Below are 19372 nucleotides of genomic sequence, written 5' to 3' on the forward strand. Positions count from 1 at the left end.
CCTCCTGTCGATGTGATGCTGGTTATTATTGCTGTTGTGGCTGCCTCTGCCACTTTACAGGCGTCGGGAGGGCTTGATGTTATGTTGCAAATCGCTGAGCGATTGCTGCGTAAAAACCCGAAATATATCTCTATTGTCGCTCCCTTTGTGACCTGTATTCTGACTATTTTATGCGGTACAGGGCACGTCGTGTATACCATATTACCTATTATATACGATGCAGCGATTAAAAATAATATTCGCCCTGAACGTCCAATGGCAGCCAGTAGCATCGGGGCTCAAATGGGCATCATTGCTAGCCCAGTTTCTGTCGCGGTGGTTTCATTAGTGGCGATGCTGGGTGGCGTCACTATCAATGGTAAGTCATTAGAATTTTTAGATTTATTAGCAATTACTATTCCATCAACATTGTTAGGTATATTAGCGATTGGTATCTTTAGCTGGTTTCGCGGCAAGGATTTAGATAAAGACCCAGTGTTTCAAGAATTTATTTCTGACCCAGAAAACCGTGAATATGTTTATGGCGGTACAGTAACATTACTCGATAAAAAACTGCCGACAATTAACTGGGTAGCTATGTGGATTTTTTTGGCCTCAATAGCGGTAGTTGCTACATTAGGTGCATTTTCTGAATTGCGTCCACTGATCAATGACAAGCCTTTATCGATGGTACTGGTTATTCAAATGTTTATGTTATTAGCCGGTGCGCTGATTATCATTATTTGTAAAACCAATCCAGCACAAATTTCAAAAAACGAAGTGTTCCGTTCAGGAATGATAGCTATTGTTGCGGTATATGGCATTGCGTGGATGGCCGAAACTATGTTTGGCGCGCATATGAATGAAATTAAAGGTGCATTAGGCGCGCTAGTCAAAGAGTATCCTTGGGCGTATGCAATAGTTTTGTTATTAGTATCTAAATTCGTTAACTCACAAGCGGCGGCACTGGCTGCCATTGTGCCGATTGCTTTGGCTATTGGGGTCGAGCCAGCGTATATCATCGCTTCTGCGCCTGCTTGTTATGGTTACTATATTTTACCGACGTATCCAAGCGATTTAGCGGCAATCCAGTTTGACCGTTCAGGAACGACTAAAATCGGTAAATATGTTATTAATCATAGCTTTATTTTTCCCGGCTTAATCGGAGTAAGTGTTTCTTGTGTGTTTGGTTGGGTTTTTGCTGCAATGTATGGATTCTTGTAATCAAGATAACATCAGGGATTAGATATCGCTTTTTGTGCCGGTGGATACCACCGAAAAGGTGAGCAACAGCCAAGTAATGATTAAATAGACGTGGATTGAAGTATCGAGAGAAAGTAAGGAATCGATATTAGTTGATAGACGAATCAATAGGTTAATAAATAAAAGGCGCAACTTAATCAATAAGTTGCGCCTTTTATTTTAAGTCGGCCTTAGCGGTATGATCAATCAACTACTGAATATAAATGGCTATAATCAATACGTTATCATTCAATTTCAATATCCGATAACGGGTGACAGCAGCAGGGCAAAATTTCGCCTTTATTAATAAAGGCCAATGGTTGGCAGCGATACGCCACTTTGCCAGTTAATAAAGTGACTCGGCACGAGCCACAATAACCTTCTCGACATTGGTATTCAGCAGCAATCTGACTATCTTCCAAAGCTTCAAGCAGTGAGTCGTGAAGCTCCGAATGGAAGGGAACATCAACACCCTGCGGTTGGCGCAGGGTGATTTTATGGCTCGACATGATTAGAGCTCGAAATCACTCAAATCGTCGGTATTAACTTCAGAATCTATTTGACCGACTAAATAAGAGCTGACTTCAACTTCTTGTGGCGCAACTTGAACGTTATCTGAGACTAACCACGAATTAATCCATGGGATTGGGTTTGAACGTCCTTCAAAAGGCAATTTCAAGCCAACGGCCTGCATACGAATATTAGTAATATATTCAACATACTGGCACAGAATATCTTTATTCAAACCAATCATAGAACCATCGCGGAATAGATAACTAGCCCACTCTTTTTCTTGCTCAGCGGCATCGACAAATAGACGATAGCATTCATCTTCACATTCGGCGGCAATTTCTGCCATTTCAGGATCGTCTTGACCCGAACGTAACAGATTTAGCATATGCTGAGTGCCGGTTAAATGCAGTGCTTCATCGCGCGCAATTAATTTAATGATTTTGGCGTTACCTTCCATTAATTCACGTTCTGCGAAGGCAAATGAGCAGGCAAAACTAACGTAGAAACGGATAGCTTCTAAGGCATTGACACTCATTAAGCACAAATATAACTGTTTTTTCAGTGCACGTAGCGAAACAACGACTTCTTGACCATTGACGATATGCTCACCTTCACCATACATATGGTATTGATTAGTCATATTAATCAAGGTGTCATAGTAGGCCGAGATATCACGAGCACGTTTTAAAATTTCTTCATTTTCGACGATATCATCAAAAATAAGCGCCGGATCATTTACAATATTACGAATAATATGGGTATATGAACGTGAATGAATTGTCTCTGAAAATGACCATGTCTCAACCCAAGTTTCCAGTTCTGGGATCGAAATCAGTGGTAGAAAAGCCACGTTAGGGCTACGACCCTGAATTGAATCCAATAAAGTCTGATATTTTAAGTTGCTGATAAAAATATGTTTCTCATGATCAGGCAACGCATTGTAGTCAATACGATCGCGAGACACATCCACTTCTTCTGGACGCCAAAAGAAGGACAATTGTTTTTCGATCAGTTTTTCGAAAATAGGATATTTTTGCTGATCGAAACGTGCAACGTTAACCGGTTGGCCGAAAAACATCGGCTCCTGTAACTGATCATTTTTCTTCTGTGAGAAGATGGTATACGTATGAGACATAGCTTCCTCAAATTAAATTTTACACGCGCCGCCTTCACAGTCGGTATCTTCAGCTTCAATGACTTCTTCCAGATCGCCCTGAATATCTTCTGCGCCATCACGGGTGTTGTGATAATAAAGCGTTTTGACGCCAAATTTATACGTTAGTAGCAGATCTTTGAGCAGTTGATTCATTGGAACTCTGCCATTAGGGAAACGAGTTGGGTCATAATTAGTATTAGCCGAAATCGACTGATCAACAAATTTCTGCATAATGCCGACTAATTGTAAGTAGCCGGTATTTGATGGCATTTGCCATAATAGCTCATAAGCATCTTTCAGGCGTTCATATTCTGGAACCACTTGGCGCAAAATACCATCTTTAGACGCTTTAACGCTGATATAACCGCGCGGCGGTTCAATTCCGTTAGTAGCATTAGAAATCTGCGATGAGGTTTCAGAAGGCATCAATGCCGATAACGTTGAATTACGTAGGCCATATTGTTGAATATCGCGGCGTAAAGATTCCCAATCGTAGTGCAGAGGCTCGTTGGTTAGCTTGTCGATTTCTTTTTTATAGGTATCGATAGGCAGCACACCCGCTGCATAAGTGGTTTCATTGAACCAAGGGCATGCGCCTTGCTCTTTTGCCAGCTCATTAGAGGCTTTCAATAAATAATATTGAATAGCTTCAAACGTTTGATGAGTGAGGTCATTAGCACTGCCATCAGAATAGCGTACACCATTTTTAGCTAAATAATAGGCAAAGTTAATTACGCCGATACCTAGCGTACGACGACCCAAAGCGCCTTTTTGTGCAGCAATAATGGGATAATCTTGGTAATCCAGCAGAGCATCTAATGCACGTACTGCTAGCGTGGCTAACTCTTCGAGCTCATCAAGGCTGTTAATCGCACCTAAATTGAAGGCCGACAGTGTACACAGAGCAATTTCTCCGTTCTCATCTTTGATGTCACTTAACGGTTTGGTCGGTAACGCAATTTCTAAGCACAGATTAGATTGGCGTACTGGTGCAATCGCCGGATCAAATGGGCTGTGGGTGTTACAGTGATCCACATTCTGAATATAGATTCGGCCAGTAGATGCACGTTCTTGCATCATTAATGAAAACAATTCCACCGCTTTAATTTTTGATTTGCGAATAGCTGGATCTTGCTCATAAGCCACATACAGACGTTCGAATTCGTCTTGATTAGCGAAGAAAGCATCATATAAGCCAGGAACATCTGACGGGCTAAATAGCGTGATATCTTGGTTTTTAATCAGACGCTGATACATTAAGCGATTGATTTGAACCCCATAATCCATATGGCGAACACGGTTACCTTCGACCCCACGGTTATTTTTAAGCACTAACAAGCTTTCAACTTCTAAATGCCATAATGGGTAGAATAAAGTTGCTGCACCGCCACGTACGCCGCCCTGAGAACAAGATTTAACCGCAGTTTGGAAGTGTTTATAAAAAGGAATACAGCCAGTATGGAACGCTTCACCACCACGGATTGGGCTGCCTAATGCGCGGATGCGACCCGCATTGATACCAATTCCTGCACGTTGAGAGACATATTTAACAATTGCGCTTGATGTTGCATTAATTGAATCTAAGCTATCACCACACTCAATCAGAACACAGGAGCTGAATTGACGTGTTGGCGTACGAACCCCCGCCATGATAGGCGTCGGTAATGAAATTTTAAAGGTTGAAGCGGCATCATAAAAACGCTTGATATAATCTAAACGCGTTTCTTTGGGATAGCGAGAAAACAGACAGGCTGCGACTAAAATATACAGGAACTGTGCGCTTTCATAAATATCACCGGTCACTCGGTTTTGAACTAAATACTTCCCTTCTAATTGCTTAACCGCGGCATAGGAAAAGTTCATATCACGCCAGTGATCAATATAATCATCCATTTGCTTGAATTCTTCGGCGGTGTAGTCTTCGAGCAAATGCTTATCATATTTGCCCATTTCAACTAAGCGCTTCACATGATCATACAGTTTTGGTGGTTCAAACTGACCGTAGGCTTTTTTGCGTAAATTAAAAATCGCAAGGCGAGCAGCGACATACTGATAATCCGGCGATTCACCGCTAATTAAATCGGCGGCTGCTTTGATCATCGTCTCGTGGATATCAGAAGTTTTGATCCCATCATAAAACTGAATCTGTGAACGTAACTCCACCAGTGAAACGGATACGTTATTGAGCCCATCAGCGGCCCAGGTGATTACCTTGTGGATTTTATCGAGATCGATACGTTCTTTGTGTCCATCACGTTTGGTGACTAACAGACTCTGGTTCATGAGCAGATATACCTTGAGTTGTGCTACATATGACTGTGGCGACAAGCATAAAAAAACTCACGGGGTAACCCCATGAGAGTAGTATTTGGTGGTGTCTTATCACACTATATGTAGTGGTTTTGATATTGTTCGATAACAAGATAATGTTAATGACGGATTTTATCAAGTGTACAGTTTTGGCTGATCTTGTGGATAAGTTTCTGGATAAATTAGGTGATCATGTCGGTAACCTGCACCCCAAAAGGAAAGAGCGAAATTAGATTAGCCGACATAACTAAAAAAATAAATTTGTAAATGAGAGTTCGTTTGCTGATTTATTAATCTGCGCTGAGTTATTTATCAGCACTCTGGGTATGTAACATATAATTCACATCAACATTTGGCCCAAGCCAAAACTTATCTGTAATAGGATTGTAATGTAACCCTATGATATTTTTCTCTTTTAATGAGGTTTGATCGGTCCAGCTAATCAATTCTGAAGGGCGGATAAATTTTTTCGCATCATGCGTGCCTTTGGGGACAATCTTCATAATATATTCTGCTGCGACGACGGCCATTAACCAAGCCTTTTTATTGCGATTAATGGTTGAGAACATAACGTGCCCACCAGGTTTAACCAATTTTGCGCAGGCACGCACAACAGAGGCAGGATCTGGAACATGCTCAAGCATCTCCATGCAGGTAACAATATCGTAGGCATGTGGATATTTTTCCGCGTGTTCTTCGACAGTTTCTTGTACATACTCGACCGGGATCCCACTTTCTAATGAATGCAGCTTAGCTACTTGCAGTGGTTCAGCACCCATATCGAGTCCTGTAACAATGGCTCCTTCACGTGCCATGCTTTCAGATAAAATTCCGCCACCACAGCCAACATCGAGCACTTTTTTACCGAATAGCCCATCAACGCGCTGCATAATATAATTTAAGCGTAATGGATTAATACGATGCAGTGGGGCAAATTCACCTTCGAGATCCCACCAGCGGGAAGCAACGGCTTCAAATTTTTCGATTTCGTGCAAATCAACATTTTGTTGATTATTTAGCGGGGCATTAGTCATGAGGGGATAACTCCTTAAGTGCATAGTTGGCGATCCAGCGGTGGAAGCAAAGCATAAATTACCTATTATTGCCGAGGTACGGTCGACCAATAGTTAAAAATAGTAGCTGAACCGATCCATAACCCAATTTTTTGGCTATTATACATAGCTTGAAAGACAAATACTCGCTTCTCTTTTTTATTAAATTGACGAATTGTGGTATAGTTCTAAACCTTTGAATCCGAAGTTATGAGGGACAGTGGTTCCATGAGCGACATTGCCAGAGAAATCACACCAGTCAATATCGAAGAAGAACTAAAAAGTTCGTATTTGGATTATGCTATGTCCGTGATCGTCGGACGTGCACTTCCAGATGTTCGTGATGGACTGAAGCCGGTACACCGCAGAGTACTTTTTGCGATGAATGTACTGGGAAATGATTGGAATAAAGCCTATAAAAAATCCGCCCGTGTAGTCGGGGACGTTATTGGTAAATACCATCCGCATGGTGATAGTGCTGTCTATGAGACAATTGTTCGTCTTGCACAGCCATTCTCAATGCGCTATATGCTTGTTGATGGTCAGGGAAACTTTGGGTCAGTCGATGGTGACTCAGCCGCAGCGATGCGTTATACGGAAGTCCGTATGGCTAAAATCGCCCATGAATTGCTAGCGGATCTCGATAAAGAAACGGTCGATTTCGTTCCAAACTATGATGGAACGGAAAATATTCCTGCAGTTATGCCGACCCGTGTACCCAATTTATTGGTTAATGGCTCATCAGGTATCGCGGTTGGTATGGCAACCAATATTCCACCGCACAACTTAGGTGAAGTGGTCAGCGGTTGTTTAGCCTATATTGATGACGAAGATATCAGTATTGAAGGTCTGATGGAGCACATCCCAGGGCCTGATTTCCCAACAGCTGCGATTATTAATGGGCGCAGAGGGATTATCGATGCTTATCGTACTGGCCGAGGTAAAATTTATCTCCGTGCTCGTGCTGATATCGAAGTCGACGAAAAAAATGGTCGCGAGACCATCGTAGTTAATGAAATCCCGTATCAGGTTAATAAAGCACGCTTAATTGAAAAAATGGCGGAGCTAGTTAAAGACAAACGTATCGAAGGCATCAGTGCTTTACGTGATGAGTCTGATAAAGACGGCATGCGTATTGTGATTGAAGTTAAACGCGATGCAGTGGGTGAAGTGGTTCTTAACAACCTCTATTCATTAACTCAGTTACAGGTTTCTTTCGGGATAAACATGGTTGCTCTGCATCAGGGCCAACCGAAAATCCTTAATCTGAAAGAGATCATTTCAGCGTTTGTACGTCACCGTCGTGAAGTAGTGACTCGTCGTACAATTTATGAATTACGCAAAGCCCGCGATCGTGCTCACATTTTGGAAGCGTTAGCGGTTGCCTTAGCCAATATTGATCCGATTATCGAATTGATCCGCCGGGCATCAAGCCCTGCAGAAGCCAAAGCGGGCTTAATCGCATCGCCTTGGGAATTAGGTAACGTTGCAGCAATGTTAGAACGTGCGGGTGATAATGCGGCACGTCCTGAATGGTTGGAAGAGCAATTTGGTGTTCGCGACGGTAAATATTATCTTACTGAGCAACAAGCCCAAGCAATTCTTGATTTACGCTTACAAAAATTAACCGGGCTTGAGCATGAAAAACTGCTCGAAGAATACCGTGATTTACTCAAAATTATTGAAGAATTACTGTTTATTCTAAATAGCCCAGATCGTCTGATGGAAGTGATTCGTGAAGAATTAGAAACTATCCGCGATCTATACAATGATGCGCGTCGTACTGAAATCACTGAGAATACTGCCGATATTAATATCGAAGATTTGATCAACCAGGAAGATGTTGTTGTTACCCTGTCACATCAAGGTTACGTTAAATATCAGCCATTATCAGACTATGAAGCGCAACGCCGTGGCGGTAAAGGTAAATCAGCAGCGCGAATAAAAGAACAAGATTTTATCGAACGTTTGCTGGTGGCTAATACTCACGACACAATTTTATGTTTCTCAAGCCGTGGTCGCTTGTATTGGATGAAGGTATATCAATTACCGGAAGCCAGCAGGGGAGCGCGAGGTCGACCAATCGTTAACTTGCTGCCGCTGGAACAGAATGAGCGTATTACGGCTATTCTGCCTGTCCGAGACTATGAAGATGGCTATTTTGTCTTCATGGCTACAGCCAGTGGTACCGTGAAGAAAACAGCACTGAAAGAGTTTAGCCGCCCAAGAAGTGCCGGTATTATTGCGGTGAATCTGAATGACGGTGATGAATTGATTGGCGTTGATTTAACCAACGGTTCTAACGAAGTTATGCTGTTCTCTGCACAAGGTAAAGTGGTTAGATTTGCTGAAGATGCCGTACGCTCAATGGGCCGCACAGCTACAGGTGTTCGTGGTATTAGATTGATGGATAACGATAAAGTTGTTTCATTAATTATTCCGCGTGCCGAAGGTGATATCCTAACAGTTACTGAGAATGGTTATGGTAAGCGAACTAACGAACGTGAATACCCAACGAAATCTCGTGCGACTCAAGGCGTTATCTCGATTAAAGTGAGTGAACGTAATGGTCAAGTAGTTGGTGCTATTCAGGTTGAAGAAACCGATCAGATTATGATGATTACTGATGCCGGTACTTTGGTTCGTACTCGCGTATCAGAAGTTAGCATTGTTGGCCGTAATACGCAGGGGGTCACCTTGATCCGTACTGCTGAAGATGAAAAGGTTGTTGGTCTTCAGCGTGTTGCTGAGCCAGAAGACGATGATGAATTACTGGATGCTGACGGTGATGTAGCCGCCGAATTAGAGGATGAAATTATTACTGACTCTGATGGTGCACAAGCAACTCCAGATACAGATGATGGCGTAGAAGATAACGCATAATTCTGAAAGCTGAATAAAAACAGACGGATTACCGTCTGTTTTTATTTTAACAAACGCTAATTACTACTGTTTATTCTCTGGCTGATATTATAATCTATGATGGCTAATTTAATGCATTGAATAGTTTTAGGAATACGCTTGAGATATTTATCTTCTTTTCGAACATCGCTTAAAATATCCCGTTATTTATTCCGAATTCTCGGCTTTATGTTGTGGGCGATGGGCGCTATTCTTACATTATCCTATCTAATAAATCAGTTTAACCAAGCTAAATCAGATATACGTCAGCAGTTTAATTCTAGCTATGATCATATGCAGACTTATATAAGAGAAACTAACGGTACATTGCGCTCAATTCAATTTATGACAGAAAGTTATATTGAAAAACGAAAAGCACAACCTGATTTTTTTTCTAACAAAGTCGAACATTCCTCTTTTGTTTATCATCCATTACAAGTGAATGGTGATTGCCGTATATTCAAAGAAAAAACACAAGATTATTTATCCTCTTTCCAGCAATTAATTTATTTTTGGAAAGATAGTATTGCAGCGTCACAAGGCATTAATCATGTATTTATTGCCGGTGTTAATAGCCATTGTATGGTGGATTTCCCTATTCGAATGACTGCTTCAAATATTGAATTGCTTAAGCGAGTGGTTTACGAATATATGCGCACCTATATGAGTATGAAAACACAAGGGCAAGAGCGCAGCCTATATTGGATTGTTCCTAATCCACAACCTGATGCTGGTCAGCTATATTTAATGGCTCCGATTTATAAAGAGGGAATATTAGTTGGTTTAATGGGTATAGAAAGAAATATAAATCTTAGCCAATTTAATCATCGGTATGATATCCCGCTTGAACTGGCGATTGTTAATCAAAATAATCAACCGGTAATCTATAACTCTATTAGTAAAATTCCAATGTCTGCGAGTATGCTTGAATCAATCGATACTCCATATTTTGGTTTTAATAATGATTATTCAAAATTAATTTTTAAAAAACGTTTATCTCCTTCGGCGCTTAGTGTAGCGCTTTCTATACCAACTAATAGATTATTAGCTAAATTTAATCTTTCCTTACTTAATGCTTTTATTTTAAATTTCATCTCGGCTATTAGCATTGTTATTATGATTTGGTTGTTGGAAAGAAAAATGCTTGCACCAGCAGAAAATAATGCAATTCGTTTAGAAGAACACGAACAATTTAATCATAAGATAGTGGCTTCTGCTCCGGTTGGAATTATTATCCTACGAGTGAGTGATGGTGGAAATATATTAAGTAACGAATTAGCTCATGATTATTTCCAGTTGCTCAATGACAAAGATAAACAACGAATATTAAAAATAATTCGTGAGAAGTCTTCTAATTACATCGATGTAGTGACAACAAATCAAACACATTTGCAGATTAGTTTTGTGAATTCACGTTATCAAAATGAAGAAGTAGCCATTTGTGTCTTTGTTGATATTAGTATTCGGGTACAAATGGAAAAATCGCTGCAAGATGTTGCCGAAGCAGCCGAGCAAGCAAATCATGCTAAATCAATGTTTTTGGCGACTGTTAGTCATGAATTAAGAACGCCACTTTACGGAATTATTGGTAATATTGAGTTATTGCAATCATATGATTTGCCAGGTAAAGCTAATCGCTTGGTAAAAACTATGGACAATTCATCTGCATTATTATTACAGATTATCAGCGATATTTTAGACTTTTCTAAAATTGAATCTAAACAATTAAAAATTGAACATAAAGCTTTCACTTGCCGTGAGATCTTTTCTTTTGTCTTATCTAACTATGTACCCTTAATTGCTAAAAAAAAGCTATCAGTATATTCATTTATTGAACCTAATGTCCCCGATTTAATTAATAATGATGCAGTACGACTTCAGCAAGTAATTTCTAATATACTAAATAACAGTATTAAATTTACTGAATCAGGATTTATTGTTCTGTACGTCTGGCGTGATGAACATTATTTGCGAATCGAGATTAAAGATTCTGGTATTGGCATGACTTCCGGCATACAAATGCAACTGTTCGATCCTTTCTTTCAAGTTAATAATGATAATAATATGGCAAGTAAAGGCACTGGACTAGGTTTGGCAATTTGTGAAAAATTAGCCAGTTTGATGGATGGAGATATTGAAATTAATTCTGAATACGGACTAGGCAGTACTTTTATCGTGCGTATTCCATTGTATAACGTCAAATATCTACCAATCCAAGTTCCTGAATACCGTTCAGCATTCACGATCGCTGTATTATGTCGTAATGATTTTCTGGGGCAATATTTATCTCGTCTGCTTGAACACCATGGCTTTAATGTCACTCTCATTGATGAGCTCCATAGCCAAGAGAATTACGCTCTGCTGTTGACTGATAACCCAGTATATAGCTCATTGGACATACCGCGGACTATCCGATTAGCTGCTACTTATATTGGTGAGGTACGTTTGGTTAAGCAGGGTGAATGGAAACATAATACCTATCAACTAGATCGGTTACCTACGTTTATTGATACATTGATGCGTGAAGAGAGTAATATAACTGTAATTCCTGAAGATCATATTCAATATGATGGTGCATTGAATAAATTTATCGTATTAATTGTCGATGATCATCCTATAAATCGTCTTTTATTGACAGATCAGATAACTAGTATGGGATACCGAACGGCAATGGCAATTGATGGATTAGATGCATTGGATTATATTGCTAAAAATCCAGTTGATATTGTTCTGAGCGATGTCAATATGCCTAATATGGATGGCTATATGCTAGCAACTCGTCTGAGAGAACAATCATTTACTCAACCTATCATTGGGTTGACTGCGAATGCGATGGCCGAAGAGAAACAACGTTGTATAGCTGCTGGTATGGACGATTGTTTATCGAAACCAACCAAACTACTGCAGCTGAAAAAAACGTTATTGAGCTTTAGTAAGCGTTAAAAAAATGCACTCTATGATTATTATCAATAGAATGCATTTTAAAACGCTATAGCGCAGTGTTGCAGCGATGTATTCACATAAAGTAATTAGCTGATTAACTTTAATAATCAAATGCTTATAAATATAAGTATAGAATTACTCTACAGGACTATTATCAATAGTAACCGAAGATAAATAATTGAGCAGGGCGATATCGTTATCTACACCGAGCTTAAGCATGGCTGATTTCTTTTGGCTACTAATAGTCTTAATACTGCGATTTAATTTTCGTGCAATTTCGGTGACCAGAAATCCTTCAGCGAATAAACGTAGAACTTCGCTTTCTTTTGGCGATAAACGTTTATCCCCATAACCACTAGCATTTACTTTTTCTAATAACTTAGTTACGCTCTCTGGTGTAAATTTTTTACCTTTCTGTAATGCAGCTAGCGCTTTTGGTAAATCTGCTGGAGCGCCTTGTTTTAGAACAATACCTTCGATATCTAATTCAAGTATTGCACTTAAAATAGCTGGATTATTATTCATTGTAAGAATAATAATCGAAAGATCGGGATAGTGGCGTTTGATATATTTAATTAACGTAATACCGTCGCCGTATTTGTCACCCGGCATGGATAAATCGGTTACCAAAACATCCGCATTTAGGCGCGCCAAGTTATTGATAAGGGCAGTTGAATCTTCAAATTCTCCAACGATATTAACCCATTCAATTTGTTCTAGTGATTTTCTGATACCGAAAAGAACAATGGGGTGGTCGTCTGCAACAATGACATTGATGTTATTCATATTATTGGTCACCTTCTGGCATTAATTTAGATACTGAATACTCCAGCTCTCTAATACCTTTACTTATTTCAAGTTTATTATGTTCTGCTATGTGGTACTCTAAATATTCACATATTTCTTTCAATAAATCAAAATCTAACATAGCAAAAACACCTTTTAAACGATGAGTTATATCTTTTAGCTCGGTTAAATCAGCGATACTTTCACTACTATACAGTTTATTAATATCTACTGGTACTGTGGTGATAAATAAATCTCGATATGGGCTGATAGATAAATTATTTTTATAACTTGCTAGAATGCTTTCGGTTGGATTAACTTCCGTTTCATCATATTCATTTATTTCAGGTGCGAATTCATTAATTCCTAAATTATCGAGATCAATATGATCACTAGACTCATTATTATCGATTAAAAATGAAATTGCATTAATAAGCTGATCAGAAAAATTAAAATTTGATTTGACTTTAGTTGTACTAATAACCGAAAGTTGCGTAGAGTTGCTATCTAAAATTATTGTTGGTCTTCCTATCTCATATTCTTCTTCATTATCAGTAATCACGATATCACCAATAGTGCTAGTAGACTGCTTACTCATTATTTTTACGTTTGCACCATAGTGACTCAATATATCTTTGACGATGGTTTCTGTTTCATAATTATGAATATCCATCAATATGATCATATCCTCTAATAGAGGAGGGAATTCGACAGAAGTACTCTCAGTGTTAGCAGCAAATGTTAGTGTATAATGTGAGCCAATCTCTTCTTTGCTATTTATAGTAAAGCTCCCGTTCATCATTTTACACAACATATGACATAAATAGAAAGTAACACCGGAGCGCGAGAATCGTTGTTCATAAATAACTCGATTAGAAAATGGGAATTGCAGATTATTTAAATCTGCTGCGGTTAGCCCATACCCACTGTCCATAATATTAATAATAATCTCATTACGTTCAGCGTTATAATCTAGCGTAAGAGATATCTTACCAAAAGAAGTACTACCAATTGAGTAATTCATTGTTAATTCAATTATATGCAGTAAAGTTTGCTTATCAATGGTAAACAGTTGTTCAGGATTAATATGATTATGAAAATATAATGTTAATCCCTTTTGATTGATTAATAATAATTTTTGCTGTAGAAATTGTGTGATAACTGTACTGATAGCGGTGGACTCTACATTCTGTGTATATAGATTAGCTTCAACTTGAGTTAAGAGATTAATATTATCAAACCAATGTTTGATGCTATCAATATGCAAAATTAATTGGCTTAAATACGGGTTATCATCATAAGGCTCACAAGAAAGTAGATGTTTTATTTGCTGATCTATTTCTATTAACCTAGGTTGGATCTCAAATCCCATATTTTCAAAAATAATTTTTCTTAAATGAATATTTTTTTTATATTCACGCTCAGCCAGCATATATTTTTGCTGTGATAGTGCCTCATTATCTTTATCAACTAAAATAAATAAGAATGTATTATCAAACATTGAACTATTAACTAAGGTAATTTCATACACTATGTTATCAATCGATACTTGGATAATACCGTGATTTTGTACCGCCATATCACGGATATGTACTAAATCCATTGATGTAAGTAGTTTATTTGCAATACTATTGCTGAGCACTTTTCTATTCAATGAAAAATCATACACCATCAATCCATAAGGAATATTATTTACAATTTCATTATTAATCGAATCCTTAGCTTGTAACTCGCGATACATGGTTCTATTCGGGGTAATAAATCGTCTTCTTATATATAAACTTCCACCGCAAGCCAAGGTAGTAAATAAAATCATACAAATGATTAACCAGAAGTTATTGCTCAAAATACTAATGATACTTTCTTTCAGTGAGAGCGCATAGATTAATTTGTATGATGTTCCTTGTACTGGCTGAGAGAAGATAATTTGAGCGCCTTGTACTGAAATATTATTTTTATTATTATCAAAATCATCATCTAGATTAGCAGGTACGAGTGAGATATTTTTATTAGATAGAGAAAGTGCACTGATAGAATTGAGAGAGATATCAAAAGATATAATGCTGGTTAATTGGCCTGGTGAATTAAACATCGCACGGTAAGTATAATAATAAATATTTTCTGGACTTAATTTTTGAATATTAGATAAGGTTTCGCGTTTATCTAAAATAGTTGATTGAACCAGCATATCAGCCCGTTTTTCTTCTGCGCTTAACGTTAGATAGCTCTCTTTATAGCGTAATTCTGGTTTTAATACTGAATGCGTAGTGGTCAATATGAGTGAGTTACTGCTCCCATCTAAATAATACATTGAGTTGTATTCATTTCGTGCTCCCCAAACAATTTCCATGTAATTAGCTAAGATTGATGCTAAGAATGAATCCTCTTTTTCTCGATCACCAAAGATAATAGCATCAATTGTCTGATTGGCACTGCTTAGCCAATAAACATTGGGACGAATTTTAATCACTGAATTATTGTTCTCTAAATGATAAATAGCTTCAGTATTTTTTATTTCAGGATTAGCGAGCTTATAAAGGTGATTCGCATGATATCGATAGTCCTCAATTTGATAGGCAAGGCGCAGCGACATGCTATTTAGTGAACTTTGTTTAGAGATTAACCAGGCATGAGAATAGTTATAAACAAACAGCGCCAACATCAATAATAATAAAAGAATAAAGGCGACAAAAAAACGTGAAAGTGTTGATGGCTGTAAAAGTGATTGTTTATACATAAATGAAAGTAAAGCCTTGTCGATAACACTATTAAATTGGAATAGAAAACAGATGCATGGGTATAATATATGCGCCGAATGACTTTATATTAACACTTTTTTTTATAAAAAAGCCGCCGATTGATCGAAGATTAATCAAACAGTAAAAAAAATGCATTTTTTTTACTTGTAGGGGTAGACAAGTTGCTCCGGTTTCTCCATAATCGCACCCCATGGAAGGATGGCCGAGCGGCTGAAGGCAGCGGTCTTGAAAACCGCCGATGGGAAACCATCCTAGAGTTCGAATCTCTATCCTTCCGCCATATTTGCCGGCTTAGCTCAGTTGGTAGAGCAACTGACTTGTAATCAGTAGGTCACCAGTTCGACTCCGGTAGCCGGCACCAAATAAGAACCCGCTATCTCTCAACGAGATAGCGGGTTTTTTCTTGCTTGTAATTCATGTCATTTAACTGCCTCTAGTAGTTAATGGGACATATTTGGGACATCATCAACAAAAAGGGTGTCCATTTTAAGTGCATGCTCTTTTAAATGTGAAGGTGCCAAGTGAGCATATCTTCTCACCATTTCTCTTGATTCCCATCTTCCAATAATAAAACGTTTCCACTTTTCGAGATGGGTCTTGCTTGTTGTACGATGTAATACTGAGTTTTTAGAGCGAGGCTTACAAAATAGTTATATTAAGCAAAATAACTGAATTAAGGTTTTGCCTGCTTTATCTTTGGCTTTATCTAAAGGAACGCAAAAGACTTTATATAACGCCTCTAAAGCACCAGGTAAACTATGTGCAAAGGCTTAAAGCAAGGTATCGTATCAGTGGCTAATATCAAATTTGATTCTGCTATTATTAAACATAGGGCTTAGTGCGGCCAAAGTGGCTGCTATATGCATAAATAATTGTTTAACGCCCAAGTAAAAAGCATAATTTTAATAATTTCCGCATAAGAATGTGTATTATATTTAATTGGTTTTTCACTGAATGCTTCGAGGTCGAAACAGAATATATTTTGGTTAATTTATAGGATAGTACCCATGTCAGATTTTAAAAATATAATGGATTATATTGCCAATATTATTAAATATTTTTTGGTCAAAAAAAAGAAATTTTATGCTATTAGCTGTTATTATATTTTTTAGCTATAGGTATGAGTTTTTTACAGATGTTTTTTATAAGGTTAAGAATAAAAAATTAAATGAACTATCTTTTTATAGAGATAGAGTTAAAAGTGAAACAACCACTAAATAAATTAATAATATAATTAATGAGATAATGGAAATAAGAATTACAAAAATTAGTGATTATAAAGAAAGAAATATTTTTATGTTTTTATCTTCACGTATAGAACATTGGAGTTATGGATATATTGTTTAAGGAATATTATAAGTTACATTTCTGTTGGTAAAAGATTTCGAATTAATTTTAAAAAGTATAAAAAAATCGAAGTGGTTATAGAGCGAAGTTTATTTTTTAGTCGTCGAAGTTATTTTCGCTAGTGATATCGCCACCTGTGAAGGCATCATTATCACAGAAGTTAAAGTGCATTGAACTATCGCTAATAGATTTGAAGTATATTAGAACTGTATATAACTAAAACATTTTGATTTTAGGGGGCAAAAAAGGAAATTTGAGGTTAGGGGAGAGTACATGCACAAATAGTGATAGTTAAGTCAAGAGAAAGTATAGTACGGTGGATTAAATATTATAATTTTGCGCCAAAGCTATATTTTTGTTCTGCATGATAGAATACGATAATATTAATATCGGCCTTGTCGATGAGGTGGTGGGAAAGACGATGAACGTTCTTGCCGTGATTGAGGGAATTTGGAGCTGTTTTCTTCAGTTTGCTGACTATCGCGATATACTTCCCCGCAGAGAAAATGTAAATTTGGTCGTTGTTTTTCTAGATAGTTTTTTCTAACTTCACATTCCTGTTGAGTATAAATCACGTCGGTTACGGGCAACGCATCACAGGCATCTAATCCACATGGACTCACCCATAACCCCCAGCCGATTAATATTAAGTGTGGTGACATCGTTTATACCCATTGAATAGTTGATCAATTCCAGTTTCAATTTATCTGTCAGATCATATCATATATTGTGCTAACTTTATTAATATAACTTAAGTTAAAGCAACACGATAGCTTTAAAACTATTTTTTCGATTTATGAGTAATAGGTCTTTATTTTATATAAAATGATAAGCGTAAAGTGATGCGTTTAAATTTAATTATCTAATAAACACATGTAATAATTATCTATTATAATTTTCAAGGTAGATATTGTGATTGTTTATGCTGGTGATGATACAAAATAAGCTTTGAATAATTTCATTATTGAAATTATAAGTTTTTTTGTGGTTTACTTCTCAAAAATATAAAACATTATACGGTGATACGACATTTTAAGAGATCAGTTATGTCTTTTACATTTATTATTCTTTACGATAAATATAACTATCTGATAACAGATTTTATAACATCTATAGGCAAAAACTATGCATACGGCGGAACAAGTTCTGTCATTTTGGTTTGAAGAAGCAACGCCAAAACAATGGTTTGAAAAAAATAGCCAATTTGATGCTGCAATAATTAAACGTTTTAGTGTAATTAGTGAGCGTGCAGCTAAAGGTGAATTAGCTTATTGGCGAAAATCATTAAAAGGTCGCCTGGCTGAAATAATTGTTTTGGATCAGTTTTCTCGTCATATCTGGCGGGATACTCCTAGAGCATTCTCTCAGGATACCATGGCGTTAGTTTTAGCTCAGGAAGCTTTAAAACATCAAGATTTTAATCAATTATCTCTTAGTCAACGTAAATTTATTCTTATGCCATTTATGCACTCAGAATCTATGTTTATTCATCAGCAAGCTGTCGAATTATTTCGAATATTAGGTCATGATAAAACGTTAGAATATGAAATGCAGCACAAGGCAATCATTGATCGTTTTGGGCGTTATCCTCACAGAAATATTATTTTAGAACGTCATTCATCGAAAGAAGAGTTATTATTTTTACAGCAAGCGGGCAGCATATTTTAATTTTTCTCTCAATGACATGAGTTAATAATAAGTTCGTAGTAAAAATATAGTAAGAACTTAGTAATAGACTCTAGAGTGCAAATAACTGATGCCCGCTAAATAGAGAAGCGTTAGCGAAATAACTCAACAGTGAGTGGTGTAATATTTAATTGCTGTTGTAATTGGGCTAAATAAATTTTGGTGATTGTTGCAAGCTGAGGATAAAAAGTGTTCTCAACATGAGACATCTCCACCAGAGTAAGATAACGATAAGCCCAGGGCAATAAATGTTGTTCAAGTAGTGTTAGCACTGCATCTGGTTTATTTTGCTCATATAATGCGGTAATGGCTAATAGCATCAGTCCAAATTGGTCTTCAGGCTCATTGAGATAAGAATTAGAGACTAAACCATGGCTGGCTAAAAATTCACGATATAATAAAGTTGATTCACCCATCACAATATTTTCATGATCCAGATAAACTGATCCCCAAGGCGGGGCAGGCATTTCCCCTTGACCTTCAAACAAGACAGAAAAATCATAACTTAGTTGCTCTGGAGTGTATTGACCCATCGACTGTAGCAGCGAATTAATATGTTGACTATCTGGCCAATTATTAAGCTCAGCTAATTCTGGTAATACAGGAATAATATTTTCAAATGTGGATGACTGTGGCGGGTAATAGAAACATGCGCCTAAAATTCGTAATAATGTGGTGTTAGCTAGCATAAGAGTTAT

12 protein-coding genes, 2 tRNA genes and 1 pseudogene are annotated in these 19372 nt (G+C 37.5%); 6 read left to right on the forward strand and 9 right to left on the reverse strand.

Annotated features, from left to right (window positions below; translation table 11 throughout):
* A partial coding sequence (locus tag M992_RS08155) for an anaerobic C4-dicarboxylate transporter (RefSeq protein WP_053908091.1) occupies window positions 1–1203 on the forward strand: 1203 nt, incomplete at its 5' end.
* Between the two features lie 263 nt (window positions 1204–1466).
* Here M992_RS08155 and yfaE read toward each other — a convergent pair.
* The 4 genes from yfaE to ubiG all read right to left on the reverse strand — a co-directional run bounded on the left by yfaE (window position 1467) and on the right by ubiG (window position 6234).
* Window positions 1467–1730 (reverse strand): class I ribonucleotide reductase maintenance protein YfaE, encoded by a 264-nt coding sequence (gene yfaE / locus M992_RS08160; protein ID WP_053908092.1) that lies wholly within the window; start codon window positions 1728–1730, stop codon window positions 1467–1469.
* Between the two features lie 2 nt (window positions 1731–1732).
* Window positions 1733–2869 (reverse strand): class Ia ribonucleoside-diphosphate reductase subunit beta, encoded by a 1137-nt coding sequence (gene nrdB, locus M992_RS08165; protein ID WP_047257002.1) that lies wholly within the window; start codon window positions 2867–2869, stop codon window positions 1733–1735.
* Window positions 2870–2881: 12 nt separating this feature from the next.
* Window positions 2882–5173 (reverse strand): class 1a ribonucleoside-diphosphate reductase subunit alpha, encoded by a 2292-nt coding sequence (nrdA, locus tag M992_RS08170; RefSeq protein WP_053908093.1) that lies wholly within the window; start codon window positions 5171–5173, stop codon window positions 2882–2884.
* Window positions 5174–5505: 332 nt separating this feature from the next.
* On the reverse strand, window positions 5506–6234 hold the full coding sequence (gene ubiG, locus M992_RS08175; RefSeq protein ID WP_053908094.1) for a bifunctional 2-polyprenyl-6-hydroxyphenol methylase/3-demethylubiquinol 3-O-methyltransferase UbiG: 729 nt from the start codon (window positions 6232–6234) through the stop codon (window positions 5506–5508).
* Between the two features lie 246 nt (window positions 6235–6480).
* On the opposite strand from ubiG, the gene gyrA reads away from it, so the two are divergent.
* Both gyrA and rcsC read left to right on the forward strand, forming a co-directional pair.
* Window positions 6481–9135, forward strand: coding sequence for a DNA topoisomerase (ATP-hydrolyzing) subunit A (gene gyrA, locus M992_RS08180; RefSeq protein ID WP_053908095.1), 2655 nt, complete (start codon window positions 6481–6483; stop codon window positions 9133–9135).
* 138 nt (window positions 9136–9273) lie between these two features.
* Window positions 9274–12096, forward strand: a complete 2823-nt coding sequence (gene rcsC / locus M992_RS08185; RefSeq protein WP_072165932.1) for a two-component system sensor histidine kinase RcsC — start codon at window positions 9274–9276, stop codon at window positions 12094–12096.
* 135 nt (window positions 12097–12231) lie between these two features.
* On the opposite strand, the gene rcsB is transcribed toward rcsC, so the two are convergent.
* Both rcsB and rcsD read right to left on the reverse strand, forming a co-directional pair.
* Window positions 12232–12882, reverse strand: coding sequence for a response regulator transcription factor RcsB (gene rcsB, locus M992_RS08190; RefSeq protein WP_053908097.1), 651 nt, complete (start codon window positions 12880–12882; stop codon window positions 12232–12234).
* A gap of 1 nt (window position 12883) precedes the next feature.
* Window positions 12884–15619 carry a phosphotransferase RcsD gene (gene rcsD, locus M992_RS08195; protein WP_053908098.1) on the reverse strand — a complete coding sequence of 912 codons (2736 nt, stop codon included), beginning with the start codon at window positions 15617–15619 and terminating at the stop codon, window positions 12884–12886.
* 214 nt (window positions 15620–15833) lie between these two features.
* On the opposite strand from rcsD, the gene M992_RS08200 reads away from it, so the two are divergent.
* Window positions 15834–15921 (forward strand) — tRNA-Ser (locus M992_RS08200).
* 5 nt (window positions 15922–15926) lie between these two features.
* A tRNA-Thr gene (locus tag M992_RS08205) sits at window positions 15927–16002 on the forward strand.
* 79 nt (window positions 16003–16081) lie between these two features.
* Here the strand turns inward: M992_RS08205 and M992_RS15455 are convergent.
* Together M992_RS15455 and M992_RS08210 are read right to left on the reverse strand one after the other, a co-directional pair.
* Window positions 16082–16207: pseudogene (locus tag M992_RS15455) on the reverse strand (integrase); the annotation flags it as partial.
* A 1164-nt stretch (window positions 16208–17371) separates the two neighbouring features.
* Window positions 17372–17650: a hypothetical protein gene (locus M992_RS08210; RefSeq protein ID WP_248842506.1), complete on the reverse strand. Its 279-nt coding sequence runs from the start codon at window positions 17648–17650 to the stop codon at window positions 17372–17374.
* A gap of 463 nt (window positions 17651–18113) precedes the next feature.
* Between M992_RS08210 and M992_RS08215 the strand changes: the two genes are divergently transcribed.
* On the forward strand, window positions 18114–18656 hold the full coding sequence (locus tag M992_RS08215) for a DUF924 family protein (RefSeq protein WP_053908099.1): 543 nt from the start codon (window positions 18114–18116) through the stop codon (window positions 18654–18656).
* 110 nt (window positions 18657–18766) lie between these two features.
* Here M992_RS08215 and M992_RS08220 read toward each other — a convergent pair whose 3' ends face one another.
* Window positions 18767–19363 carry a molecular chaperone TorD family protein gene (locus M992_RS08220; RefSeq protein ID WP_053908100.1) on the reverse strand — a complete coding sequence of 199 codons (597 nt, stop codon included), beginning with the start codon at window positions 19361–19363 and terminating at the stop codon, window positions 18767–18769.
* Between the last annotated feature and the right edge of the window lie 9 nt (window positions 19364–19372).

It is taken from the genome of Moellerella wisconsensis ATCC 35017 (assembly GCF_001294465.1).
GTDB classification, from domain to species: domain Bacteria; phylum Pseudomonadota; class Gammaproteobacteria; order Enterobacterales; family Enterobacteriaceae; genus Moellerella; species Moellerella wisconsensis.